At 28.7% G+C, this 26,536-nt stretch carries 25 protein-coding genes; 10 read left to right on the top strand and 15 right to left on the bottom strand.

Annotated features, from left to right (window positions below):
* Positions 1-20 precede the first annotated feature (20 nt).
* Both RI01_RS00370 and RI01_RS00365 read right to left on the bottom strand, forming a co-directional pair.
* Positions 21-218, bottom strand: a complete 198-nt coding sequence (locus RI01_RS00370; RefSeq protein ID WP_017192690.1) for a hypothetical protein — start codon at positions 216-218, stop codon at positions 21-23.
* Positions 219-245: 27 nt separating this feature from the next.
* Positions 246-2,474 carry an AAA family ATPase gene (locus RI01_RS00365; protein WP_235728169.1) on the bottom strand — a complete coding sequence of 743 codons (2,229 nt, stop codon included), beginning with the start codon at positions 2,472-2,474 and terminating at the stop codon, positions 246-248.
* An 808-nt stretch (positions 2,475-3,282) separates the two neighbouring features.
* Between RI01_RS00365 and RI01_RS00360 the strand changes: the two genes are divergently transcribed.
* The 10 genes from RI01_RS00360 (at position 3,283) to RI01_RS03610 (ending at position 10,335) form a co-directional block, all read left to right on the top strand.
* Positions 3,283-3,801, top strand: a complete 519-nt coding sequence (locus RI01_RS00360; RefSeq protein ID WP_222829930.1) for a S26 family signal peptidase — start codon at positions 3,283-3,285, stop codon at positions 3,799-3,801.
* A gap of 15 nt (positions 3,802-3,816) precedes the next feature.
* Positions 3,817-4,770, top strand: a complete 954-nt coding sequence (locus RI01_RS00355) for a tyrosine-type recombinase/integrase (protein WP_173363065.1) — start codon at positions 3,817-3,819, stop codon at positions 4,768-4,770.
* Positions 4,763-5,230 carry a dUTP diphosphatase gene (gene dut / locus RI01_RS00350; protein WP_017192686.1) on the top strand — a complete coding sequence of 156 codons (468 nt, stop codon included), beginning with the start codon at positions 4,763-4,765 and terminating at the stop codon, positions 5,228-5,230. The genes RI01_RS00355 and dut overlap by 8 nt, the downstream gene beginning before the upstream one ends.
* 207 nt (positions 5,231-5,437) lie before the next feature.
* A complete protein-coding gene (gene rpsB, locus RI01_RS00345) occupies positions 5,438-6,277 on the top strand; it encodes a 30S ribosomal protein S2 (RefSeq protein ID WP_017192685.1) in 840 nt (279 codons plus the stop codon).
* 145 nt (positions 6,278-6,422) lie between these two features.
* The gene (tsf, locus tag RI01_RS00340; protein ID WP_017192684.1) at positions 6,423-7,265 is read left to right on the top strand and encodes a translation elongation factor Ts; all 843 of its coding nucleotides are present in this window, start codon (positions 6,423-6,425) and stop codon (positions 7,263-7,265) included.
* A gap of 76 nt (positions 7,266-7,341) precedes the next feature.
* A complete protein-coding gene (gene pyrH, locus RI01_RS00335) occupies positions 7,342-8,058 on the top strand; it encodes a UMP kinase (protein ID WP_017192683.1) in 717 nt (238 codons plus the stop codon).
* Between the two features lies 1 nt (position 8,059).
* Complete coding sequence (frr, locus tag RI01_RS00330; RefSeq protein ID WP_017192682.1) at positions 8,060-8,614, top strand: ribosome recycling factor; 555 nt, start codon at positions 8,060-8,062, stop codon at positions 8,612-8,614.
* A gap of 17 nt (positions 8,615-8,631) precedes the next feature.
* On the top strand, positions 8,632-9,591 hold the full coding sequence (locus RI01_RS00325; RefSeq protein ID WP_017192681.1) for a phosphatidate cytidylyltransferase: 960 nt from the start codon (positions 8,632-8,634) through the stop codon (positions 9,589-9,591).
* A gap of 183 nt (positions 9,592-9,774) precedes the next feature.
* Entirely contained in the window at positions 9,775-9,963 is a 189-nt protein-coding gene (rpmB, locus tag RI01_RS00320; protein WP_017191542.1) for a 50S ribosomal protein L28, read from the top strand.
* A 225-nt stretch (positions 9,964-10,188) separates the two neighbouring features.
* Positions 10,189-10,335 (top strand): hypothetical protein, encoded by a 147-nt coding sequence (locus RI01_RS03610; RefSeq protein WP_017192680.1) that lies wholly within the window; start codon positions 10,189-10,191, stop codon positions 10,333-10,335.
* Between the two features lie 433 nt (positions 10,336-10,768).
* Here the strand turns inward: RI01_RS03610 and RI01_RS00315 are convergent, their stop codons facing one another.
* The 13 genes from RI01_RS00315 to RI01_RS00255 form a co-directional block, all read right to left on the bottom strand.
* Complete coding sequence (locus RI01_RS00315; protein WP_017192679.1) at positions 10,769-11,383, bottom strand: lambda-exonuclease family protein; 615 nt, start codon at positions 11,381-11,383, stop codon at positions 10,769-10,771.
* A 50-nt stretch (positions 11,384-11,433) separates the two neighbouring features.
* Positions 11,434-12,195, bottom strand: a complete 762-nt coding sequence (locus RI01_RS00310; RefSeq protein ID WP_017192678.1) for a TatD family hydrolase — start codon at positions 12,193-12,195, stop codon at positions 11,434-11,436.
* Between the two features lie 116 nt (positions 12,196-12,311).
* Positions 12,312-13,694 carry a dihydrolipoyl dehydrogenase gene (lpdA, locus tag RI01_RS00305; protein WP_017192677.1) on the bottom strand — a complete coding sequence of 461 codons (1,383 nt, stop codon included), beginning with the start codon at positions 13,692-13,694 and terminating at the stop codon, positions 12,312-12,314.
* Between the two features lie 48 nt (positions 13,695-13,742).
* Entirely contained in the window at positions 13,743-14,531 is a 789-nt protein-coding gene (locus tag RI01_RS00300) for a dihydrolipoamide acetyltransferase family protein (RefSeq protein ID WP_017192676.1), read from the bottom strand.
* Positions 14,532-14,558: 27 nt separating this feature from the next.
* Entirely contained in the window at positions 14,559-14,795 is a 237-nt protein-coding gene (locus RI01_RS00295; RefSeq protein WP_017192342.1) for a biotin/lipoyl-containing protein, read from the bottom strand.
* A 22-nt stretch (positions 14,796-14,817) separates the two neighbouring features.
* Positions 14,818-15,813, bottom strand: a complete 996-nt coding sequence (locus tag RI01_RS00290; protein WP_017192675.1) for an alpha-ketoacid dehydrogenase subunit beta — start codon at positions 15,811-15,813, stop codon at positions 14,818-14,820.
* Between the two features lie 2 nt (positions 15,814-15,815).
* Positions 15,816-16,913, bottom strand: a complete 1,098-nt coding sequence (gene pdhA, locus RI01_RS00285; protein WP_017192674.1) for a pyruvate dehydrogenase (acetyl-transferring) E1 component subunit alpha — start codon at positions 16,911-16,913, stop codon at positions 15,816-15,818.
* 403 nt (positions 16,914-17,316) lie between these two features.
* Entirely contained in the window at positions 17,317-18,663 is a 1,347-nt protein-coding gene (gene pyk / locus RI01_RS00280; RefSeq protein ID WP_017192673.1) for a pyruvate kinase, read from the bottom strand.
* Positions 18,664-18,731: 68 nt separating this feature from the next.
* Positions 18,732-20,258, bottom strand: coding sequence for a 2,3-bisphosphoglycerate-independent phosphoglycerate mutase (gene gpmI, locus RI01_RS00275; protein WP_026052424.1), 1,527 nt, complete (start codon positions 20,256-20,258; stop codon positions 18,732-18,734).
* A gap of 68 nt (positions 20,259-20,326) precedes the next feature.
* Positions 20,327-21,616: a phosphopyruvate hydratase gene (gene eno / locus RI01_RS00270; RefSeq protein WP_017192671.1), complete on the bottom strand. Its 1,290-nt coding sequence runs from the start codon at positions 21,614-21,616 to the stop codon at positions 20,327-20,329.
* Positions 21,617-21,878: 262 nt separating this feature from the next.
* Entirely contained in the window at positions 21,879-22,691 is an 813-nt protein-coding gene (locus RI01_RS00265) for a YitT family protein (RefSeq protein WP_017192670.1), read from the bottom strand.
* A 48-nt stretch (positions 22,692-22,739) separates the two neighbouring features.
* Entirely contained in the window at positions 22,740-26,012 is a 3,273-nt protein-coding gene (locus RI01_RS00260) for an ATP-binding protein (protein WP_017192669.1), read from the bottom strand.
* Positions 25,996-26,536: DUF4194 domain-containing protein (locus RI01_RS00255; RefSeq protein WP_017192668.1), on the bottom strand; the 541-nt coding region annotated here is incomplete at its 5' end. The genes RI01_RS00260 and RI01_RS00255, both read right to left, overlap by 17 nt.

Here is a 26,536-nt window from a genome sequence, read left to right as displayed (position 1 = left end):
GACTAACTTAATAGTTAGCCTTAAAGAATTTTTAAAAAATAAAAAGTGTCTAAAGTTTTGGAACAGTTCACTAAATCAGACATTCCTAATTTAGTGACCATTTGAGTCGCTATTTGGGTAACATATTTGAAATCGCTATAAGTTCCTTTAAATATATCGTCAAACATTAATTCTTCGACCACTATACCGCCTAAAAAAGTTGTAATTTGTGCCCACATCCTTTTTTTTAGAAGAAAAATTAAACTTTAAAAATTTTTTTTAAGAAGGTAAAGGCTTAAAAGAGGGATTAAAGCAGCCATAGTCCAAACCACGATTTGATAAGAAGAGATGTTTTTTTCTTTTGTTTCAGAAACTAAGGAAAGGTTCGGATAAGGATTTATTTTCTTTGATGGATGAATTATGGTCTCTAATTTATTAACTTTGAAAAGGTTATTTTCTTGCAAAGAAGACGGCAACACCAGAGGAATTGTTTCTTCTCTTTCAAAAGGTTGATCATTTTCTAAATCATGGATAATTTCTTCTAAAAGAGGCTTATTTGCTTGGATTAAAATTTTACTTTGTTCTTTAAAAAAATTTAGAATCCCTAAATACTCCTCTTTATCTTCCTCTTGGGGAGTTATTTGAGCTAAAAAGCACTTATATTCCGGTTTTTGATGTTTTTGCAAGTCTTTTATCAATCGTTGTAATTTCTGCAAATCTTCAGAAGAATGGAAACTTTGATATTTGTTATCCAATAGAGTTTGTTCTGCCATAGTACCACTTAAAGAATAAAAAATTTGGTGAATTAAATTATCCGTTTGCCAAACGACATTTTTTCCTCCTTTTTCTGAATTTAACACAGTTAAACAATTATGACAAACTTTCGGACCCGCTGGAGGTTGTTTTTCTGCCTCTTTTTTCGATGAACCGCCTAGAGAAGGATTAAAAACCATTTCGACTAGAATATGACCGGCTTGATGAAATAATATATTTTTTTGATATATTGACCAAGATAATTCCGGATGAAGACGAGTCAGTTGCAGGAAATGCATTCTTTCTTGGATTTTTTCTAAAGTAGCTTTTCTTTCCAACATTTGTTGGTTAGAAACGGACAATAAGTCTAAAAGATGTTCTAAATCTTGGTGCTCCCAATCTGCAGTATTATCAGCAACATAACGCATTAAAGCTAAATCATCCTTTAAAACTTTTTTACCCTTTATTTTTATAAATTTATATCTTTCGTCTAAATTCCATAAATTAAAAGGTATGTCAATGGCAAAAAGTTTCTCACATGCAGGAAAAAAAGGTTTTTGCATCTTTTTTACTTGATTAACGTTGCCAATAATTAAAAAAGAACGTGTTTTTTGCATTTCTTTTAAAATAGTCAATAAACGGGTCATAAAAGTTTCTTCAGGTGGGAAAAGATCCATTTTATCAACAAACAAAATAGAACGTTCAGAAGGAATAAGACTAGCTAATTGGTTTAAATCAGAATCATCTTTCTTCTGTTGAAAACTTAAAAATAAAGCATCAACCGAAACATAATAAAAAGGTATTTTTAATTGTTTCGCTATCAATTCCACTAATTGTTGCTTATCATCAGTACGTTGGCCGTATAACAAAATACCATCAGTAGGTAGAACCTCTGATTTAACAAAATGTTCTAAATAACTTAATAAAAGTTTTTTTTCTATTGTATGGTTGATAATATCTTTCTTCCAAGATAAAGAACTTTCTTTAAAAGCGGCAGATCGGAAAACTACGATTTCTTGTATAGAATTTTCTAAAGATAAATTTTCTATATCTATTTCTTCGGTTTCTAAGGGAGAAAAAGTCTTATGCAGATAAACCCCTAAAACATCAGGATAAACAGAAGGAATCGTTTTTTCCATACTTAAAATATTGGCATTATAAGAAAGATTAGCGGTGTTTATTTTAAAATTAGGAACTATGAATTTACGTTGGTTTAAATATTCTTGCATTTTAAAAGCGGCATTATCTAGAGGATTTAGATAAACATCTGTGATTTGAGGAACAGAGACTGGCAAAAATAAATTTTGATTTTTAGCTAAAAAAGCATTATAAGTTGGTAAAATGCGCTCTCTTACTTTTTGAGGTGACATAACAAGATGAAAAATAACCGCATTATGAAGACGATATAAAGGAAAGACGATCTTTTCTAAATATTCTTTATAATTGTCTGTCGGAATACTAGTTATAAATTTTTGCCAGTTTTGTTTGACCTCTTGAAATACAAGAGAAACGGCGGATACTACTTCTTCCGAAAAATCCAAGACCATTTCTGTTAATAAATGGTCTATATCAGGAATAATATCGCGGATATTTAACATCATTCCTGCAGTTTCTTGTTTAGAAGATAAAAAAGGTTTATTTCTTCTTGTGCGTCTATTTTTGGGAATAAATTTGGTTTTTTGAATTTTAGAGAAAGACGATCTAATCTTGTCCATAGTAAAAAGTGATCTAGAAATTGGCACTCTCCTAAAAGAGAATGCTTTTTGGGGATGAAAAAAAAATAAAACACTAAGGCATAAAATCAATAATGTTTTGATAATGATGAATTTATTAAAATATAATCTTGAGGAATTGTTATTTGGCGTGAGTTGATAAAACCTTTCTTTTGAATGATAATTATGTAAAACAATTATCCAATAATATTTTATCCTTTTCCGCCTTTATTTTTACTATGAAAATGATAAAAAAGAAAAACTTTATTAACAATTTTAATCCCTTTTTTCGGTTATAAAAACTTTTTAAAGATATTAGGTTATCTTTGGAGATTCTTTAAAATTTTTAATCCTGAAAAACTTTATTTTGGTAAAATAATCTTTTAAGGGTGTTTTTTTTAGTTTCACAAAAAGTTCAAAAAAGACTATTTAACAAGCGAATTAAACCTATTATCAACTTTATAAGAGTTAAAAACACTGATAAATAATAAAAAATAATTATTTCCAAAAATAAAAAACAGAAATCCTTTATAATAAGAATATAAGAAATCATTTAAAATATATTAAATGTTTTATAATTATAAGTGCAAACGATTAAAAGATATATTATAAAATTTTTAATATATAATTAATATTTGGGAATAACTATAAATTATAAGGGTAAAAAAGTATGATTATAAAACTTTTTAATAAAAATATCTCATTTGTCAAATTACTTTTTATGATTTTAACGAATGTTTTTTATTATTTAACGATAAGTTTATTATTATACTTAATTTTTTTGAACATTTTAAATTATTTTTATCCCAAAAAAGCTTCTAAATTTTTATTTTTAAATATGTATTGGATTAATAGTGAAAGCATGCGGCCTGAAATTAATAAAAACGATATTATCATTGTGCAAAATTTAACGGAAAAAGATTGTTTGAATTTAAAAGCTACAGATAAAGACAAAAAAGGCGATGATATAGTTTTTTTTGTTGAGAAAGAATTTCAAGAAGGACCATTAAAAAAGATTCCTTTTGTCATACACCGAGTAGTTAGCAACGACAAAGAAAATAAAAAATTGACTACTCGAGGCATCAATAACGAAGAAACCTTTGATTTTGAGGAAAAGATTGATTATAGCAACGCTTTATCAAAAGTCATCGTAGTTATACGTTTTGATAGTATATGGAATTTTATGATAAAACCTGGGAATATTATTGCATTTCTGCTATTAGGTTTTTTGTTGATTATTTTTTATTTAGAAGTTATTCAACCCAAAAAAACAAAAGAAAAAAGTAAACCAAGAAATAAAATCAGAAAGAATCAGCTTCACAACATTATCCAGCTATATAAGGTTAAAAAATTTTAAAAATAGTAGGTTCTTATCATTTTACAATTAATCAAAAAATTTGAAGCGTTTTTAACCATTGAACGTAATTATTCCCCTTTAACAATTAAAAATTATCTTCATGATGTGAAAGATTTTCAAACTTTTTTAACGTCTAAAAAGATATCTTTTGAGAGAGAAAGTCTTTCCCAGGGAAAACACGCTCGTTCTTTTGTGAGTTATCTTTCTTCACAAAAACTCAAAAACATCAGTATTATGAGGAAAATATCGGTTTTAAGGACTTTTTATAATTTTTTAATTGAAAGACATGGTTTTAACAATAACATTTTCAAAACGATACCTATTAAAAAAATTCCCAAAAAACTACCTAAAATAATTTCTGAAGAAGATATTCAAACTTTATTAGATTCTATTAATTTATCGAAAGAACTTGATTATAGAAATTATTTAATCCTAGATTTACTTTATAGTTGTGGTTTAAGAGTGAGTGAGTTAATTAAGCTCAAAATAGAGGATATTTATTTTTCTAACGCCCAACTTTTAATTTATGGTAAAGGGAGAAAAGTCCGTTATTTGCCTGTTCATGAATCTTTATTATCTATGCTAAAATATTATATTGCCAATATTAGGAATAAAATGATGACCAATAAAGCTTTAAAACATGCTTTTTTATTGGTTAATTATAAAGGAACTCCTTTAACCGAAAGAGGGGTAAGAATGATTTTAAAAGAATTATCATTAAAAACAGCAAATAAAATCAATCTTTATCCGCATATGTTAAGACACGCGTTTGCCACTATTTTACTCAATAATGGTGCTGATTTAAGAGTAGTGCAAGAATTATTAGGTCATAATAGTTTAAAAACTACTCAAATTTATACTTTTGTATCCAATAATGTATTAAAAAATAAATTTATTTCTAATCACCCCAGAAATAATTATAAAAAAAAGAAAAAACCCCATAAAAAAGGAGAATTATCAAATGAATAATAAGCAAAAATGTGTTTTTGAAGTAGTGAGCGCTTTTCAAGATCAACAAATTAATTTACCTCAAAGACAAACCAATTATAGTGCCGGTTATGACTTAGAAGCTGCGGAAAGTATGGAAATTCCTGCTCAAAAATTCGTTTTAGTTCCTACTGGTGTTAAAGCTTCTTTTCCTAAACATCAAGTGTTATTAGTTTATGTGAGATCTTCTTTACCTTTAAAAAAAGGTTTAATGTTGGCTAATCACGTAGGTGTCATTGATAGCGATTATTATAATAACGAAAAAAACGAAGGACATATTTTTGTCCCTTTATATAATTTTTCTAATCAAACGGTGACAATAGAAAAACACGAAAGAATCGCTCAAGGTCTTTTTCAAAATTTTTACGTAACTGATGATGATCATGCTGAAACCAAGAAAAAGAGAAAAAGCGGCTTCGGCAGTACTAATGAAAAAAGTTAAAAAAAACCAACATAATTCATGATAAAAAAATAAAAATATATTACAATAATATGTTAAAATATTTAAGTTAAAATCAAAAAATTATGAATAATAATAAATTATAATTTAATTTCTTAAATTTATTAAATTAAAAACGTTATTCATGTGAAAAAAATTTTACATCTCATTCTTCAAAATAAGTAAATTTAAAAAGGAGTACTCAGAATCATGGGTGTTGTTACAATAAAACAATTGTTAGAATCAGGAATACATTTTGGTCACGCGGCTAAAAAATGTCATTACAAAATGAAACCATATTTATTTTCTTCCAACGATGGGGTTCCTATTGTTAGAAATAGAATTCACATTATCGATTTGAAAAAAACATTGGAAGCCGTTGAACATTCATACAAAAAGCTTGTGCAAATAGTAGAAGAAGGAGGGAAAGTTTTATTCTTAGGAACTAAAAAACAAACCCAACACATTATTAAACAAGAAGCGGAAAGAGCGAATCAATATTATATTAACCAAAGATGGTTAGGCGGTACTTTCACTAATTTCCAAACTATTTTAACAAGAATTAATTATTTAAAAGAATTATACAAACAAGAAGAAGATGGCGTATGGAAATTACTTTCTAAAAAAGAAGTAGCTACCTTAAAAAAACAAAGAGATAAGTTGGAAAAGTTTTTAGGCGGAATCAAAAACATGTCTCAATTGCCACAAGCTATTTATATCGTTGATGTGCAAAAAGATACTATAGCTATCGCTGAGGCGAGAAAATTAGGTATTAAAATTTTTGGAATCGTAGATAGTAACTGTGATCCTGATTTAGTAGATTACATCATTCCTGCTAATAACGATGCTATTAAAGGGGTAAAATTAATTACTTCTATCATCGCTGATGCAGTTATTGAAGGTAGCGGTTCTAACCAAGAAACACCTGTTGAAGAAACAACTGATGAATCTGGCGAAAAACCATCTGAATCAACGCCAGAAACTGTTGATGTAGAAAAAACTCAAAATAACGATCCAAATGTAGAAAAAGAAAACGTTTCTACTAATTAATTACAACTTTTAACAGACAAAATATTTTTTATAATCAATTAGTAAAAAAGATGTTTCTAAATAAACATCTTTTTTACTAAACAAACAATTTTACTTATATTTCTTAATACAAAAGAAAGACTTAATAAAAATTTGGAGAACGAAAATGAAAATCACAATAGAAATGATTAAAGAATTAAGGAAAAAAACTCAATCAGGAATGATGAATTGTAAACAAGCTTTAGAACATGCTAAAGGCAATATGGACAAAGCTGTAGATTATTTAAAAGAAAAAGGCATGATTGAAGCTAACAAAAAAAAAGATAGAGTTTCGGCCGAAGGTTTAACTAATGTCGCTTTTAAAGGTAATAAAGCTGTTTTATTTGAACTTAACTCAGAAACTGATTTTGTTGCTAAAAACGAACACTTTATCGCATTACTAGAACAACTGAAAAATAGTTTATTAGATGCTGATGCATCCGTTAAAACTGTGGAAGACTTTTTAAATTATCATTGTAACGGACAAAAACTTAAAAACATTATTTTAGATAAAGCGGTTATTATTAAAGAGAAAATCGTTTTAAAAAGAATTCAAACTGTTTATAAAAAAGATAACGAAAGTTTTGGACTTTACAAACATCAAGGAGGAAGAATTTCGGCTTTAGTGCATCTTGATAAACAAAACGAAGAAGCACAAACACATATTCCTATACATGTAGCTGGTTTTAAACCAAAATTTTTAAGTAAAGAAGTGGTTGACCCTAATTTTATTAAAACAGAAAAACAACTTTTATTAGAAAAAACTATTAACGAAAAAGCAAAGCAAAATTTACCAAGTGGTTTATTAGATAAAATTGCTAGCAATCGTTTAAATAAAGTTTTAGAAGAAATTTGTTTATTAGAACAACCTTTTTACAACGATACTGACCAAAAAGTAAAAGAATTTTTACAAGCTAATCAAACTAACGTTATCGCTTATTACCGCTTTGAAGTGGGCGAAACAGCATAAAAACACGAGCAATAAAACTAATATTTATTCATTTTCTAACTATAATAAAAAATAAAAAGTAGTAAAGGGGCATAAAATGTTTAAAAGAATTCTTTTAAAATTAAGCGGGGAAGCCTTAAAAGGAGACGATTTTAACATCAACCCACAAAAAGTTAAAAAAATTGCTGAAGAAATTAAAGAAATTAAAGACTTAGGTTTACAAATAGTTATTATTGTTGGTGCAGGCAATATCTGGCGCGGTCATATTGGTCAAGAATTAGGTATGGAACGTAGTCAATCAGACTATATGGGAATGTTAGGTACTATTATCAACTCTTTAGCTTTACAAGATGCTTTAGTAAATTTAGACATTCAAACTAGGGTTATGACGGCTTTTCATGTGGTTGCCGTGGCTGAACCTTACATCAAAGGTAAAGCGCTACGCCATTTAGATAAAGATCGTGTAGTTATTTTAGGAGCTGGGGTTGGTTCTCCTTACTTTTCCACCGATACCGCTGCTGCTTTAAGAGCAGCTGAATTAAATATAGACGTTATTTTAATGGCTAAAAACGGTATTGAAGGTATTTATAATAAAGATCCTAAAAAACATAATGACGCTGTTTTACTTAAAAAAATAGAACATAAAAATGTTATCGCTCAAAGGTTAGATGTGATGGATATAACAGCCATTTCTTTATGTTGGGAAAATGGTATTGATATTTTTGTTTTTGATATGAACACCAAAGGTAATATCAAAAAAATCATTTTAAAAGAAAAAATAGGGTCTATCATCACTTCTAAGGAGGGAAAATAAAATGCACGAAATGACACAAGAAATTTTAACAGATTTAAAACAAAAAATGAATAATTCTAAAGACTCAATGTTGACGCAATTTTCCAACATTAGAACTGGGGTGGCTAACCCGAAAATATTAGACAAAATCACTATTAATTATTACGGCGCAGAAACAGTTTTAAAGCATATTAGTATGATTTCTATCGTAGAAGGAAACCAAATTCATATTAAACCTTTTGACACTACTTTAGTGCCTAATATTAAAAAAGCTTTATTAACTTCTGATTTAGGAATTACTCCTCAAACAGATGGTGTTTCGATTAAATTAGTTTTTCCTCAACCTACAGAAGAAAAAAGAAAACTTTTAACCAAAGAAGTAGAAAAAATTTCTGAACAAACTAAAGTTATAGTAAGAAATTTACGTCGTTCCGGCAATGATAAAGTTAAAAAATTAAAATTAGCAAAAGATGAAGAAAACACTTTATTAAAACAAATTCAAGATTTAAATAATCATTTTATTAAACTTTTAGAAACAGAAACTGTTAAAAAAAATAAAGAATTATTAAAAATTTAAAAAGAGACGATAAAAATATGTTATCTAAAAAAAATTATATTGGATTAGGGATGTTTTTAGCCGCTTTATCTTTTTTTGGTTTTTTTCGTTGCATCGATTATAACAAAGAAATAAATTCTTTTGATTATATTAGTTTAGGAACAGTGCTTCTTTTTGTGTTCCATTCTTCTATAGAAATGTTAAAAGTGAATCGTCAAAATCAAAAATATTCCCAAAGGCACATGATCATCATGAGTTTATTTAGTGTTTTTCTTTTTTTGTCTTTATTAGGGGTTATTTTTAGTTCTTTTAAGGACAAACATATTATTATTGATTCTCCTCAAGAACAAACACATTTAATCAGTTGTTTATCAAACTTTTCTAAATATGCTTTATTTAGTTTATTCGGTTTAGCTTTAACTTTATTTCTATATTTTCTTTTTAACTCTTCTTTTCGTACTCAACATTTAACTCATGTATTGTTGATTTTTGCTTATATTAGTGTTTTTAGTGCTTCTTTTTTAAGTTTAATATTAATAAGTTACAAATGGTTTTTGTACTTGTTTTTAATCACTATTGCTAGTGATAGCTTCGCTTATTTTATTGGTAATTTATATGGCAAAAGGTTTTTATTTCCTAGCGTAAGTCCCAAAAAAACTTGGGAAGGTTTTTTAGGCGCTATAGTGGCGACTACTTTGTTAGCTGTTTTATTTTATAGTAGTTCTTTAAACAATTATCGAGCAGTCATTTTTTTAGTGGTTTTCACTATTATTAATTCTATTATTGCTCAAATGGGGGATTTAATCGCTTCTAAATTTAAAAGAGACTATAAAATTAAAGATTTCAGTAATCTTTTTCCCGGTCACGGCGGTCTATTAGATCGTTTTGATTCTATTTTATTTTTATCTTTTTTTATTGTTTTAATTTTATTAAGCCCTTGGTCAGATTATGTTATCCAAAATATGCATGACATTTTTAAACTTAAAGAAGTAAAATAAATATTTATCACAAAAGACTTCTTTTTTTACAAAAGGAAAATAAAATGTTAATTTAGTCGGTATTTTGTTATAATAAAAGTAATTGAAAAACATTTTTTGCGATAGAAATATGATTGATTTTTTTATTATTGATCAGAAATGTTTTATATAATGTTTTTTTAAGAAAGAAAGGTATCCTACATAATGAGCAAATGTTATTACACAGGTAAAACAACTGTTTTCGGAAATAAACGTAGTCACGCAATGAACGCTTCTAGAAGAACATGGAAAGCTAATTTGCAAAAAATTCGTATTATTGATGAAAAAGGCAAAGTTAAAAAAATTTATGTTTCTGCCCGCGCATTAAAAAAATTAAAAGTTGAAAGAGCTTAATTTATTTGAGTTCTTTACAAATTATTAATTATCAAAAAAGACTATTAACGAATAATAGTCTTTTTTTATTTATCGTTTTATCTTGTTATTAGGTCTTATGAATGATATAATAAACTTATATCTATTATTGAATTTAATAAGAAAGAGGCAAAAATGAGCAACGATAAAATAAATAAAAACGAAACTTTAATGTAACAAGTAGTTAAATCGGCTATTAACAATATAGTGATTACGACTTTAATTTTAGCTTTAGTGTTTTTTTTGTATAATGAAACTTTCAATTTAGTGAAAACATTAACGAATAAAACACCTACTTCTCAAGAAAATAAAAAATTTTTAAATTTATTGTACCAACCAATCACTTATAAATAATAAAGATTTATTCAGTTTGAAAAACACTCAATTATATTTATTATTTTATATAATAAATATTTTTGCTTATATTAAAACTGTTTAATAATTTATAACGTTAAATTTATTAAAGATTAAAAAACTCACAAAGATAATTTTAAAAAGCAAGTATATTGTTAAAAAAACCTTCTAATGAGGATTTATATAAATTTTATGCCAAAAAACCAATTGATGGATTGATGGGATAAAAATTTTTTAACCTTATTTAATGTATGACCAATAATTTGTTTGGTCTTTTTTTATACCCTTAAATAAATTTTTCTGAACAAATTAATAAAAAACCAATCAACAACCGCTAAAAGACACATATTAAATGGCAAAAAAAGAACCTCCAAAAAAGAGGTTATTATTTTTTTTGATCCTCTTTTCTAAAGAACAAATCAATCAAAAACGATCATTTTTCTTTTAACTTATCTAAAATTTCTTTAGCTTCGTTTAAAAGATTATAAAAAACATGCGCTTTTTGATACATTTCTTCAATAAATTTAGGGTCTCTGTGGATTTCCTTAACCTTGCTACTCTGAAACGTTTGATACACTAAGAAAAAAGCTTTTTCTGTATCAGAACAAAAGAGTTGGGCTTGCACTTGAGCATAATAATACATAGGTATTTCGTTATTTAACACAAACTTGCTCCAAGAAGGACTATTATAAGAAATAGGACATTTAATTTCTAAAATGCTGTTAGATTCTTGATGCCAACCATCTAAAGAAGCAGACATAAAATCTTTAGTAAACACGACAGGGACGAATTCCATATTGTTAACTTCGTTAAAAAAAATTCTTGCTTCTGGTTCTAAACGTCTGCCATGACGCATAGCATTATTGTCTTCGATCTTTTCTTTAAAAAGTTTTCTTTTAAAAAGTGCTTGTTTAGTTTCAAACGGATTTAACCCCATAATAGCAGCAACTTCTGAAGCATTAATATAGTTGTTTCTATGCTTATGCCATGCTTCAGAATTTTGTTCTAAATTAATCATTTGATTTGATTCTGATTTAGTAAATTTCATAACAAACAAACCTTTCTTGCTAACAATTATCAAGTTGTTAAGAGAATAAATTAAAAATGAGGTAAAAACAGTTTTTTAACGTTTTGAGTAGTTTGTTCAGCTACTTCTTCTAAAGTAATGTTTCTTAAACTAGCTATTTTTTCGGCTACTAATTTAACCAAAGCAGGTTCGTTTCTATGATATTTTTTTCCCGGAGAAGGTGTTAAAAAAGGTGAATCAGTTTCTAATAAGATTTTATCTAAAGGGAGTTGTTTCGCTAAAGTATGAACTTCCAAAGCTTTTTCATATGTCACAATCCCGCCAATGCCTACGTAAAAGCCTAAATCGATGGCTCTTTGAGCTGCTTCCAAATCGGTTACTAAAGAATGGAAAACGCCTCTAATTTGGTTTTTATAAGGCAACAAGATTTCATATATTTCTTCAAAAGAAGAACGAGCGTGCAAAATAATGGGTAAATCATATTTAATGGCTAATTCAACTTGAATTTGTAAAGTTTTTTGTTGTAATGGCAAGGTTTTTTGTTCATGATATAAATCAATACCAATTTCACCCACTGCCACCACTTGAGGAAGTTTTAAATATTTTTCAATACTGAAAGGATCTTCATTAGTCACATAAGACGGATGAATCCCCACAGCGACTTTAATTTCAGGGTTTTGAAGGGCTAATTCGATGGCTTTTTCGTTCGTTTTCTGATCTAAACCAGGAACAATAAAATATTGAACATCGTTTTTTACAGCTCTATTTATAACATCTTTTAAATCTTTAGAATAATCATCTAAATTAAGATGAGCGTGAGTATCAATTAACATTTTTTATTTCTCTTTTTAATCATAATATTTGATTATTCAATAATAAATTTTATCATTAAAATTAGAAAAAAATAACTCATAAAAATGGGTTATTTTTTTCATTAAAATTATTATTTTTACATATGGATTGGTTTATCAATCGCGCCTAAAAAAGTTTCTAAAATTAATTCAGATAAAGTTGGATGTGGGTGAATAGCGTGAACAACATCATGAGCTGTTCCTTCTAATTCCATAGTTACACCAATTTCACTAATTAATTCAGTAGCATTATAAGAGAAAATATGCATTCCTAAAACTTTAAGATCTTTTTTATCAACGATTAATTTGGCAAAACCATCTGTTTCGCCGTCAGCTAAAGCTTTACCAATCGCTTTAACAGGTACTTTAGACACTTTATATTCAATGTCTTTAACTTTCACTTGTTCTTCGGTCCAACCGATAGTGGCGATTTCAGGGAAACCGTAAACACAGGAAGGCACGCGATCGTAATTCATTGGTTTTAAATGAGCGTCAGCTTCTAAAGCATGAGTAACAGCGATAATTCCTTCGTGGCTCGATACGTGGGCTAACATATATTTACCGTTAACATCGCCAATAGCGTAAACGTCTTCTAAAGAAGTTTTTAAAAAGCCGTCTGTCATAACGCCTGTTCTGTAAGTTTGTAAATTCAGCTTTTCTATCCCTTTTAAATTAGGTTTAGTTCCAGTTGCCATTAAAACAATATCAGCTTCTTCCACGTGTGTTTCGTTTTCATAAGTGTAATATACTTTATTATTATCAATTTTCATTACTTCAGCTTCGGTTAAAATTTTAATTTGATTGCTTTTTAATTTTTTAGTGTAAGCATCAACAATATCTTTATCCATAACATTTAAGATAGAGTTCGCTCTTTCTAAAATAATTACTTCAGCACCAAATTTATTAAAAATAGTCGCAAACTCTACACCAATAACTCCGCCGCCAATAATAACTAATTTTTGCGGAAATTTTTCCAATTGAACTAATTCTTTGCTTGTGTATAAGTATTTGTTTTCGAATGCTTCTTTAGCACCTTTAATCGGAGGAATAAACGCGCTCGCTCCCGTAGCAATAATAAGTTTTTTAGTTTCTAAAATTTTATCGCCTACTTGAACTTGATGAGCTGATAACGCATCAGCAAATCCCTTATAAACATCAATTTTATTTTTTTTCATTAAGAAAGAAATACCGTTAGTTAATTGTTTAACTATTTTGTTTTTACGTTCTAATACAGAAGTCCAATTCGCTTCTACGTCTGCATTATTAGTTTCGATACCGTATTCTTTAGAATGTTTTAAAAGGTCAAAAATTTTAGCACTTTTTAAAAAAGCTTTAGTTGGTATACAACCGTAATTTAAACAAATTCCGCCTAATTTATGGTCTTCTACTAAAGCAACTTTAGCTCCCATTTGAGACGCTTTAATAGCTGAGGTATAACCACCAGGTCCTCCACCAATAATTAAAATATCATATCTTTCCATCAATTTACTTCTCTTTTTTATAATTCAGTCAAAAAATAATTTTCCTCTTTATAAAGCAGTGAAATCATTTTCTAAAGTTTTAACATCATTCAATAATTCTTTAATTTTTTGCAATAATCTTCCGCCATCAGCACCATCAATAATACGGTGATCGATCGTTAAAGATAGAGGTAACATATCAGCTACAATAATTTCGCCTTTTTTAACTATTGGTTTTTTAACTATTTTACCAATACCAAGAATAGCTAATTCCGGATGATTAATAATTGGCGTACCGTAAGCAATATCAATGGCCCCAAAATTACTTAAAGTAAAAGTACCTTTTTGCAATTGAGGCAATTGTAGTTTTCTTCCTACTGTGTCAACAGATAAAGTGTGGATTTCTTTCGCTAATTCTAAAACACTTAAATTATCAACGTTTTTAATATTAGGAACAATTAATCCATCTTTAGTATCAATAGCGATTCCTAAATTAATATAGTTTTTAATGATTAATTCTTCTTTTTCATCATCAAAACTAGCGTTAAAAACAGGATATTCTTTTAAAGCTAAAACAACCGCTTTAGCGATAAAAGCCATATAAGTTAACTTAATGCCTTTTTCTTGAGCTAACGGTTTCATTTGAGTTCTTAAAGCTACTAAATTAGTAATATCCACTTCATCCATTAAAGTTACTTCAGGAATAACTGTTTTGGAAATGCTCATTTTTTTAGCAATTATTTTTCTTAAACGAGAAATTTTTCGAATTTCTACGTCTTCTGTGTTATTATTAGTATTTGTGTTGTTTGCTACAGCTTCTTTTGTAGGTTTTAAAACATTGTCGTTATTATTTGTCATTTTTAAAACGTCCTTTTTTTATTTAAATTATTCTTCTTCAATAACAGCTAAAACATCTCCAACGTTAACATTTTCGCCCTCTTGGTAACCTATTTTAGTAATAGTACCAGTTTTAGGAGAAGTTATGTCAGCTTGTAATTTATCAGTTTCAACGATTACTAAAACATCGCCTTCTTTAACTTTGTCTCCAACTTTGTAGTTCCAAGTTAAAATGGTTCCTTCGTTAATTCCTTCGCCTATATCAGCAAATTTTAATTCATACATATTATTACCCTCATTCATTTGTTTAAATTTTTTTATTTAAATTATTTTTTAAAGCTTTTTTTACACCATAAATTACTTTATCAGCGTTTAAAAATTGATGATATTCTCCTCTTGCTAAAGGCATGATGATATCATGACCTGTTACACGACTAGGAGCGGCTTTTAAATAATCAAAAGCGTATTCATTTACTAAAGTAATTAATTCACCAGCTGGTCCATAAGTTTTAGTAGCTTCATGTACTACAACTAATCTACCAGTTTTTTTTACAGAATGAAGCACTGTTTCTCTATCAATCGGATTAATAGTTCTTAAATCCACTAATTCTACAGAAATACCATCAGCTTCTAGTTTTTCTAAAGCGGATTGAACGATGGAAACAGCTGAACTCCAAGCGATTACAGTTACATCTGTACCTTCTTTAACTACGTTCGCTTTACCAATTTCTGTTTCGTATTCTTCTTCTGGAACTTCTTGTTTTCCTGCGCGATATAAATATTTAGGTTCCATGTAAACAACCGGATCTGGGCTATTAATAGCGGCAATTAAAAGACCTTTAGCATCATAAGGGTTAGAAGGAACTACCACTTTTAAACCAGGAATAGAACCTAAAATAACTTCTAAACTCTCTGAGTGATGTTCTAATGCTTTAACTCCGCCGCCAACAGGAACTTTTAAAACCATAGGACAAGAAAAACTGTTACGAGTACGATTTCTCATTCTCGCAGCATGAGCGATTAAATCTTCTAATCCCACATAAAGGAACCCATCAAATTGAATTTCAGCTACAGGAATTAAACCATTCATAGACATTCCGATCGCGCTACCAACGATAGCAGATTCGGCTATAGGAGTATCGAAAACACGAGATTCTCCGTATTTTTTTTGCAATCCTGCAGTAACACGGAAAACTCCTCCTAATTTACCAATATCTTGACCAAAAACAACTACTTTAGGGTTTTTAGCTAATTGGAGATCTAAGGTATGATTAACCGCTTGCAATAAATTCATTAAAGCCATTTTTATTTACCTTCTTCTTTTGATTTTAAAAATTGTTCATATTCTGCGTGTTGTTCTTTTAATTGAGGTGTCATTTCATGGTAAAGATGTTCAAAAATTTCAATCGGTTCTATATTAGCTCCGTAAGAAGTAATTTTTTCATGCACTTTGGAAACGTGTTTTTCTGCTTCTTGATTGATTTGTTCTACCATTTCTTCAGTTAAAACGTTTTTTTTCAATAAATATTTTTTAAAACGTTCGATAGGATCTTTTTTATTCCATTCTTCCTCTTCTTCTTTAGAACGGTATAAGTTAGGGTTATCATTAGTCGTATGAGCTCCCATACGGTAAGTAAAGATCTCAATTAAACTAGCTCCTTCGCCATTACGCGCTGCTTCAGTAAATTCTTTAACTGCTGCATAAACAGCTAAAACGTCATTACCATCTACTTGAATGCCAGGAATACCGAAAGCATAGGATTTTTGCGCTAAAGTTTCAGAGTTAGAAGCTACTTTTCTTGGAGTAGAAATAGCGTATTGATTATTTTGAATCAATACCACTAAAGGGGCTTTATAAACAGATGCGTAATTCAAACCAGCATAAAATTCTTCATGAGCTGTTCCACCATCACCAATAGTAGCTACTGTAACTTCTTTTTTGTTTTGCAATTTACTTGCTAAAGCCAAACCAGCACCAATATTGATTCCTGAACCAATAATAATATTAACTGGTAAAATATGTTTAGAAGGATCCATTTTAGAACCTTTTTCGTTACCATACCAATAAAGGTATATGTTTTCTAAAGGAATACCACGATATAAATAAATCCCAATATCACGGAAATAAGGTGAAACCCAGTCTTGATCTTCTAAAGCTGCTGCTGAACCAACTTGACCACCTTCATGTCCTCTGTTAATAACGTAAGACAACATTCTGCCTTGACGTTGATATTGAACCGCTTTAACGTCAGAAACCCTTGCTAAAACCATATTTTTATACATTTTTAACAGTTTTTCCTCAGGTATTTTTGGTTCTAATTGTGGATTAACTACATTTCCTTCTGAATCCAAAATTTGTAATCTTTGTTTTTTCAAAGGATCATAAGATTTACTTAATGTCATTTAGAAAATTAACTCCTTTTATTTTTTTTAAATAATTTTTGTAAAGATGAATTTAGTCACACAAAATAACATATTTTTTGAAAAATTAAATTTCTTATTTTTTTATTTTAAGCAAAAACTTTCTTCAAGAACAATTGTTAAAATAATTTTTTTAGTTTAAATACAAGGGCAAACATTAGTGAAGAAAATCTTAATAATGATATATTTAAACGAAAAAAATATAAATTTATTAAGAAATTTAAGACCATCCTTCATTTTAACTTATTTTTTAATTTTTGTCAAATATTATTGATAATTTTATTGTTTCTTCAAAAATAGGACTCTTTTTATCCCTTGTCTTGTTTAGTTCCAAGAAGTCATTATTTTAGTTAAAAACCCTTTTTAAGGGTTTTTTACGGATAAATTATTTAATTTCTATTTTTCCTTCAGTAACTACTATGATTTCTCCGTCTTCATCCTCAGTTAAAGTATCTATTTTACGGTCTAATTCCGCTTGATTTAAAACCGGAGTAATGCCGTAACTTAAAGCTAATAAATTAGCTTCTTTTTCGTCTTGAACTGTTGCTAAAACAGGAACAGAAGGATGGAATTTGGAAATACTTTCAGCATCTTTCCAATTATTAACAAGAATCGCTTTAATAGGATAACGAACTGATAATTCCGCTGCACTTAATAAAAGATATTCTTGTAAACTTTCTGGTTCGTAAAGAGGAGCAAAAAATTCATCTTCACGCGCCTTTTCAGCTTGTTTGTTGATTTTATGCATAAATTGCACTGCTTCTACTGGATATTCTCCTGAAGCGGATTCTCCAGATAACATAGTGGCAGTACTACCTTCTTTAACAGCGTTATAAACGTCTGAAATTTCAGCTTTAGTTGGACGAGGGTTTTTTTGCATAGATTCTAACATTTGCGTAGCTACCACAACAGTTTTACCTTCTTCTAAACATTTTTCAATGATAGTTGTTTGGTATAAAGGAACCATTTCGCCTGGAACTTCGATGCCTAAATCTCCTCTAGCCACCATAATACCATCAGATAATTCAATAATTTCGTCTAAATTGTTAACCCCTTCTTGGTTTTCAATTTTAGAAATAATACGAATATGATCGTTGTTTTGTTCTTTTAAAATTTTTCTCAATTCTAACACGTCTTCTGCGTTTCTAACAAAAGAAGCAGCGATATAATCGTAATTTTGTTCTGAAGCGAAAATAACGTCTTGACGGTCTTTTTCTGAAACAAAAGGAATATTTAAACTAACATTAGGAACATTAACCCCACGACGTGATTTCACAACATGAGTGTTTTTCGCTTTCGTTACTAATTCTTTTTTTTGAGCGTCTTTCTCAACAATTTCTAAAGATAAATAACCATCATCAACGTTAACCACATCGCCCACGTTTAATTCGTCATAAAAACCAGGATAAGTAACAGAGAATAAAGAAGCGTTGCCTAGCACTTCTTCAGTAGTGATTCTTACTAAAGAATCTTTAGTAATAGTGACTGCTCCGTCAAATTCATGGGTTCTTACTTCCGGTCCTTTAGTGTCTAATAAAGTAGCCACATGAGTGTTTAATTCTTGGTTTAAATCACGAATAGTTTTCAGTAATTGTTTACTGTTATCATATTGAGCGTGAGAAAAATTAAATCTCGCTACATTCATACCAGAAAGTATCAATTGTTTTAAAATATTAACATCATAAGATGCAGGTCCTAAAGTACAAATAATTTTGGTTTTATTCTCTTGCATTGTTTTACCTTTTCTTAAATATAATTTATTGTTCGATTAAAATATTTTTTAACTATTAAAAGGTTAATTTATTTTATTAAAGATTTTCCTGTCATTTCTTGGGGCTGAGGTATTTTCAATAATTCTAATAAAGTCGGAGCTACGTCGCATAAAGCACCTTTATTCACAGAAACATTTTCATCCGTGACAATAACAGGTACTAAATTAGTAGTATGAGCGGTATGAGGACGACCTTGTTCATCTGCCATTTGTTCGGCGTTTCCGTGGTCCGCCACCACAACAGCTTTTCCACCTATAGATAAAATAGCTTCTACTACAATTTTTAAAGCTTTATCGGTTGCTTCGACAGCTGCGATAGTCGCTTCTAAAGACCCTGTATGACCGACCATATCCGGATTAGCAAAATTTAACACCATCGTTTGATATTGCTTAGATAAAATAGCTTCTTTCGCTTTGACGGCGATTTCTAAAGCGCTCATTTCTGGCTTTAAATCATAAGTCGGAACCGCAGGAGAAGGGATCAAAATTTCCTCACAACCTTTTAATTTAACATGTTGAGACCCGTTAAAAAAGAAAGTCACGTGAGGATATTTTTCTGTTTCTGCTATTCTTAATTGTTCTAAATTATGGTTAGCTACCGCTTCGCCAAAAGTATTAGTTAAATTTTCTTTTTGAAAAGCTACCCTACCTTTGACACTTTCGGCATAAGGAGACATAGTTGAGCATAAAACATTATTTAATTTTTTTTCGCCTTGAAAAGGAGTTTTGCCAGGAGTGATAAAAAAATCGGTTTTAGTAGGATTAGATAAAGCGGTTGCTAAACGGACGATGCGATCAGGTCTGAAATTAAAAAAGATCACACCATCGTTATCTTCGATTAAACCATTAACATCTGCAATAGCCGGTTTGATAAATTCATCAGTAATATCGTCGCGATAAGATTGTTCCATATAATCTATTACTGACTCTATTACCGGTGCTTTTTGAGAAACTAACATATTATAAACCGCATTAATACGTTCCCAGTTATTATCACGATCCATAGCGTAATAACGACCCGCTACAGAAGCAATTTTAACTTTTTGTTCTAAAAGAGGTTTAAGATAATTTAAACCTGATTTAGGCGATGTGTCGCGTCCATCGGTAAAAGCGTGTAAATAAGTTTTTTCGGTTAAATTATTTTGTTTAGCAATTTCTAATAACGCTTTAGCGTGGTTGATATGAGAGTGAATGCCGCCATCAGAAATCATGCCCACAAGATGCAGTTTACTATTATGTTTTTTCACATGTTTTATGACTTGTAAAAAACTTTTGTTTTGAAAAAAAGTTTTTTCTTTAATAGCTTTGTTAATTTTGGTTAAAGATTGGTAAACTATTCTGCCAGCGCCTAAATTTAAATGACCCACTTCGCTGTTACCCATTTGTCCTTCAGGCAAACCAACGGCTTCCCCTGACGCCGCCAAGGTATTGTGGGGGTAACTTTTAAAAAGAGAATCTAAATAAGGCGTCTTAGCTAACAAAACAGCGTTATTTTTTTTTTGGCGAGCAATTCCTAAACCATCTAAAATAATAAGACCAACAAAAGATTCCAAAATAAATTTCCTCATTTCCCTTTCCTACCCAATAATTTGACTAAAAAAGAGCCATTATTGTGTAAAAATGATCATTTTTTTAAATTATAAAAAGCTTTTAAACCTAAATAAGGAGCATTTTTTAAATTGTCTTCAATTCTTAATAATTGATTATATTTAGCGATACGGTCAGTTCTAGAGCAGGAACCAGTTTTGATTTGACCTGCGTTAGTTGCCACAACTAAATCAGCGATAGTAGTATCTTCTGTCTCTCCACTACGATGAGAAATGACAGTTGTAAAGGAAGCTTTTTTAGCCATTTCAATAGCTTCTAAAGTTTCTGTTAAAGTGCCGATTTGGTTTAATTTAATCAAAATAGAATTAGCCGTTTTTTCTTTAATTCCTTGGGATAATCTTTCTACGTTAGTCACAAATAAATCATCGCCCACTATTTGAACTTTGTGTCCTAATTTGCTAGTTAATAACTTCCATCCTTCCCAATCGTTTTGATCTAAACCATCTTCAATTGATAAAATAGGGTATTTATCAACTAATTCTTCATAAAAAGCGATTAATTCAGCACTTGTGAAAGATTTGTTATTTTCAGAAGCTAAAACATATTTTTTCTGTTCTGCGTTATAAAATTCTGAAGCAGCAACGTCCATACCTAAATAAATATCTTCTCCTGGTTTATAACCAGCGTTATTAATAGCTTGCAAAATAATTTGTAAAACTTCTTCGTTAGAAGATAAATCCGGAGCATATCCTCCTTCATCTCCTACTGTTGTAGGATAACCTTTTTGTTTTAATAGTTTGCCTAAATGATGAAAAATTTCAGCACCATATCTTAAAGCTTCTTTAAAAGTAGGAGCTCCCACAGGTAAAATCATAAATTCTTGAAAATCAACACTATTGGAAGCATGAGCTCCACCATTAATAATATTAATCATTGGCACTGGCAATTGTTTTGGTTGAACTCCACCTAAATATTCATAAAGTTCCAAATTTAAATATGAAGCAGCCGCTTTAGCCACGGCCAATGAAACGCCTAAAATAGCGTTAGCCCCTAATTTAGATTTATTTGGCGTACCATCAAGTTCAATCATTGCTTGATCGATAGCTTTTTGTTCTAATACGGATACATCCATTAAAACAGGTTTAATCACTTTTACTACGTTTTCTACCGCTTGTAAAACACCTTTGCCTAAATATCTTTTTTCATCTTTGTCTCTTAATTCAACAGCTTCGTATAATCCAGTTGAAGCACCAGAAGGCACAATAGCTCTTCCTATAACTTCAGATGTTTTAACTTCAACTTCTACAGTAGGATTTCCTCTAGAATCTAAAACCTCTCGTGCTAAAATATCAGTAATATATGGCATTATTTGTTTCTCCTTTTATTATAAATCTTTTCAAAAGATAAAATTAATATAAAATAAAATGAATTCTTTAAAATTTTTTTATACAACAATACATTAAAATTGTATCAAAAAAAACCATACATATTACAACTATATTTCTTTTTTCTTCATTTTTTTTATTTTTGGTCTAAAATAAAACTTATTTTTATCAGGTTGAAGACATATAAAGAAAAAACCACTACAAGAAGTGATTTCACTAAGACGTATTTATTAGGAAGAGATTTTATTTAACCCAATTGCTCACTAAAGTGATCAAACTGATAGAGATAGTGAAAGTGATAATAGAAAAAACATATTTAATCATAATATTCTTTTTAACATCTATTTGTCTAAAATAATCGATAACGAAAGAAGCTATCAAAATAGAACCGTCTATAATTAATAAAATCATAGGAAATTCCATGGTAATATGTTCTTTTATAAAATTGTGTAAAACTTTGAAGACGAAATCAGTTCCACCCGTAGAAGATTTGTTTCCGAACACTAAACCAGCTCCTATACCGATACAAACACCAATAATAACGGAAAATAATGATAAGCGATAAATAATGTTATTTTTAACCTTATCTGGGAATTTATTTAATAAAAATACTCTATCTATTTGCCAATATTCTAATATTTTAAACAAAATAGAAAACAAGGAAACCACAAAAAGCGTTAATAAAAAATACCATGTCTCATGAGAAATAGCGCCAAATAAAATAATAAAAATACGGAAAAACAAAATACCGTTATTACTACTAAACCAATGGTTTTGTTTTTTCTCCTTTATTTTGTAAAAAAACACTTTATCTAAAAATAAGCAAAGTGCTTCTAGACCGCCTATAATTAATTCTTGCGGTAAAATGAAAAAATAAATAGCAAAAACCATTAATAAGGAGCCTAAAGTTAATTGACAAAAACGAATGGGTTCAAAATAATGCATGTCTGCTGATTTTAACTTATCTAAAAACATACATTTGATGAAAGTGACTATTATAACAAACGCAATAAATATTAATGATTGAAAAGACGATGTTTTTAATTTTTGTTTCATTTTGGGATTTTTTCTTTACTAATTAATTTATTTTCTTTAAAAATTTTTTTAAGCCAATTTAGTAAAACTTTCTACCATAACATGATTATTATCTTTAACGATAATTAAATTAGTCGTTACATAAGGGGAAACATCAGCAATCCTTTGAGGCGGAATAGCGATTAAAAATTGAATGTTTAATTGTTTAAAAAAATACATCATGGATTCGATTCTATTTTCGTCCATATTATTAAAAGCTTCATCAAATAAAACTAAACAACCTTTATGAACTGTGTTTTCACTTAATAATTGTTCAAAACAAATACCAATAATAATGTAAAAAGGTACTTGAGTTTCTCCACCAGATTTTTCACGAAAAATTTTAGAAAATAAAGATACATTTCCGTAAATATCGTTAATTTGAATATCATAAATTAAATAATTACGATAATCTAAAAATTCATAAGCTATCGCTTCATACCCTTCTTCAAAATAAATTATTTTTTGAAATAATTCGTCTAATAAAATATCTTTATAAGAAGAAGATTTCTCGGAAAATAAATTAATCTCTTGGGTTAGGTTATCTTCTATAATCATGGAATAATATTTTTTATATTCAGGATCATCAGAGGCTTTGGTAATAATTTGATAGCTATCATCACCAAAAGGTCTATTTTTTAAAAGTTCGTTTAATTTTTTAATTTGTTGTTTAGCGTTTTCAATACTTTCTTTGAGTTTATTAACGAATTCTTCTTTAAAAATCATTTCGGTTTTGGAACTTAACTCTTTCGCTTCTTGTTCGTAAGTAATCAAATTTTTGGAACTAATTAAATTATATTCTTGTACGAAATAATCAAAATATTCTAATTTTGCCTCAATAGTGCTTAGATGATAAGTCTCAATGTATAAATTCATATACTTCGTCAAATCAAGGTTTTGAGCGTTTTTTTGCTTCTCAATGGTTTTAACGTGATCTTGTATATAGTGTAAAATATATTCATAATTGTTTTTGTAAGTAGTTAAATAATTTTGCAATTGAACGGAAGCTTTTTCTAAATTAACTACTTCTTTTTGTTCTATAATGTATAAATCTTTTTGCAATTCCGCTAATCTTTTTTGAAGAAAATTTATTTTTTCTTCATACATATTATACTTGTTTTTGCTTTCCACAATTTTTAATAAAACAAGATCTAATGATTCGTTAAGAATTTGTTTATCTTTTTTAATCTTTTTTAAATTATCTTCTATTTGTTCCGCATTTTGTTGACTACGGAATTGTTCTATTTTCTGGTTAATAACAACTATTTCTTGCTCATTATCAGATATTTTTTTATAGACGGTAAACTGATCATTATTAACCAAAGAAAAAACTTTACTTTTTCTCATTAATTCAATAATACTTTTATTTTTCATAAAAATATTTTGTTTTTGGTTTAAATAGTCTTTTAAAGTATTAATTTCTGATAAAAGTATTTTTTTACGTATTTCTTTAGATTCGTTACCGATATAAGGAATTTGGTAACTTTTCGGATTTAATTGTTTCGCAGTATAACTACTATAAATCATTCCTTTAGGAGTAATCGCCGTTTTATGGTTTTTTAATTGAGTTACATCATTTTCGCAGATAATATGTGATAACAATAATTTAGCATATTTTAAAGCATCTTTATGGTTGCTAGTTATTTTATCCGCTAAGCTATGAGGATTATCATCTACATCCGGTATTTTATCTACATTCACCAAACCAACGTCATAAATTTTTTCACTAGCTTGAAATTTTTCATATATTTTTAAAACTTGATCAAAATACCCCGCTTCAACGATTAAATTAAATTTCCGACTACCTAAAAAACCTTCAATAGAATTGCGCCATAATTCATCATTAATATCAATCAATTCGCAAAAAGGATGGATATGGATCTCTTTTTTATAAAAAAGACTTAATTTTTCGTTTAATAAAGTTACTAGTTTTTTAACGTTAGGATTATATATTTTAGTGATATTATTCATGGCTTGAAAAGTGGAGTTTTTTTCAACAATTTGCTGTTGCAAAAACTTGATCTCTTTTTGAACGTCATTTTGTTCGATATTAAAATTCAGAATTTCTTGGGATAAATAATCAGTCATCTCCAACATGGTTTTTTTCAATTCCGGATAAATATCAAATGGTTTTGAGGCAGTTAAAAAACGTGCTATTTCTTCGGCTGTTTGATGAATAATATCATCCGGTTGCAAACAATACAATTCTTTTAAGATTTTTTGTTCAGCTTGCAATCTCTCTTGAAAAAAAACTATTTGACTTTGCAAATCTTGACAAAAAGTTTGTTTTTGGGATAATTCTTTTTGTAAAGAATAAAATAATTGACTTAAATCACCTTGAGAATGGTTGTTTTGCAATTGTAACAAATGATTGTTTAAATTTTCAATAGAGGCATTGATATTCTGTTTTTCTTCTAACAAATGGTTCGTTTTCAGAGCCTCTTGTTCTTTTTGAACCAACATGTTTTCTAAATTGTTGTGATATTTTGCTATTAAAACTTTTTTCTCTACTAAAGAGTTAATTTTGATTTGTTCGTCTAAGAATTTAATTTTTTTTTCTGCATCAATGATAACGATTAATTGCTTTAATTTTTTTTTGTCTAATTCTATTTGAGATTCTATTTTTTTCAATTGGCGAACACTATTTTTTAAACTCGAAATATTAATCGGGTTTTCTTCTAATAAAAAATCAAAAACAAAATTTTGCAAATTAAGTGGTTTAAAAGCTAACGCTTTGGGTAAAATTTCTAAATATTTAGCGACGTTAATATTTAAATATTTACCGACAGCTTGTTTATATTGTGTTTTAGTGTCAAAAAAACTAAAATCTTTTGTATGCGCTCGTAAATATTCCGCTAATTGTTTATGGTTTTTTGGTTTATTATTAGAAATAAAAAGTTCACTTTTTAAGGATATATTTTCATAAAGATAAAACCTTTCTTTTAAAACTCCTCTTTGAGGCAATTCCAAAACACAACCTAAAATAGTGTGTTCTTGAGTTTCCTCATCCAAAAATTCTAACGCAATATGGGTAATAACATCCCCATTCCTTAAAAACTCCTTATTTTCGGCACCTATCTTGCCTCTCATATAACTTTCTAAAGAACGTTTAGCATTCGCGTTAGCAGCTAAATTGAATTTAACATTTTTTCTCTCACCAATTAAAACATATTGTAAAGCATCTAATAAAGTTGATTTTCCCGCTCCATTTTCGCCAGAAATTAAAGCATTTCCAGTTATTTCAATCGTTTGAAAAGAGAATAAATGCCAGTTGACCAATTGTATCTTAGTTAATTTTTTCATCTGGGTTTTCACTTTGTTTCAAAAGAAAGAGTTCTTGATAATGTTTAATCATTTCTATATCAATTAAATAAAGAATAGAAGGATAAATGGTAATGGTTAAATCATCAGACAAGTGATTGTTATGATCCGAATAATCAATAATATTATATTGACGCAAGATCGTTAAAGTTTTTTTAACTGTTTCTTTGTTGAAATTTTGCACTTCAGAATAACCAATATGTTTTAATTCTTTAAAAATATCCTGCAAAAACACTTCTATTTTAGTGTTAGAAGGTGTTTTTTCTTTTTTTTGTTGAAACAAGATACGAAAGATAAATAAAATCAAACTTTCTTCTTTTTTTAATTTTAATTTATTAAAATGATGTAAATTATGAATAAAAATAACTTCATCATGTTTTTTAATTTCTAACTCAAAATCTGCTAATTGAAAAAAAGAATAAAAAAGTTCTCGGTGTAATAAAATAAAACGATAATCATTAGCATCTGCCATTTTTTGCAGCGTTAAATAATTAACTTGAAATAGT

Source organism: Italian clover phyllody phytoplasma str. MA1 (assembly GCF_000300695.1).
Classification (GTDB): domain Bacteria; phylum Bacillota_I; class Bacilli_A; order Acholeplasmatales; family Acholeplasmataceae; genus Phytoplasma.
This window is presented reverse-complemented; position numbering and strand designations above follow the sequence as displayed.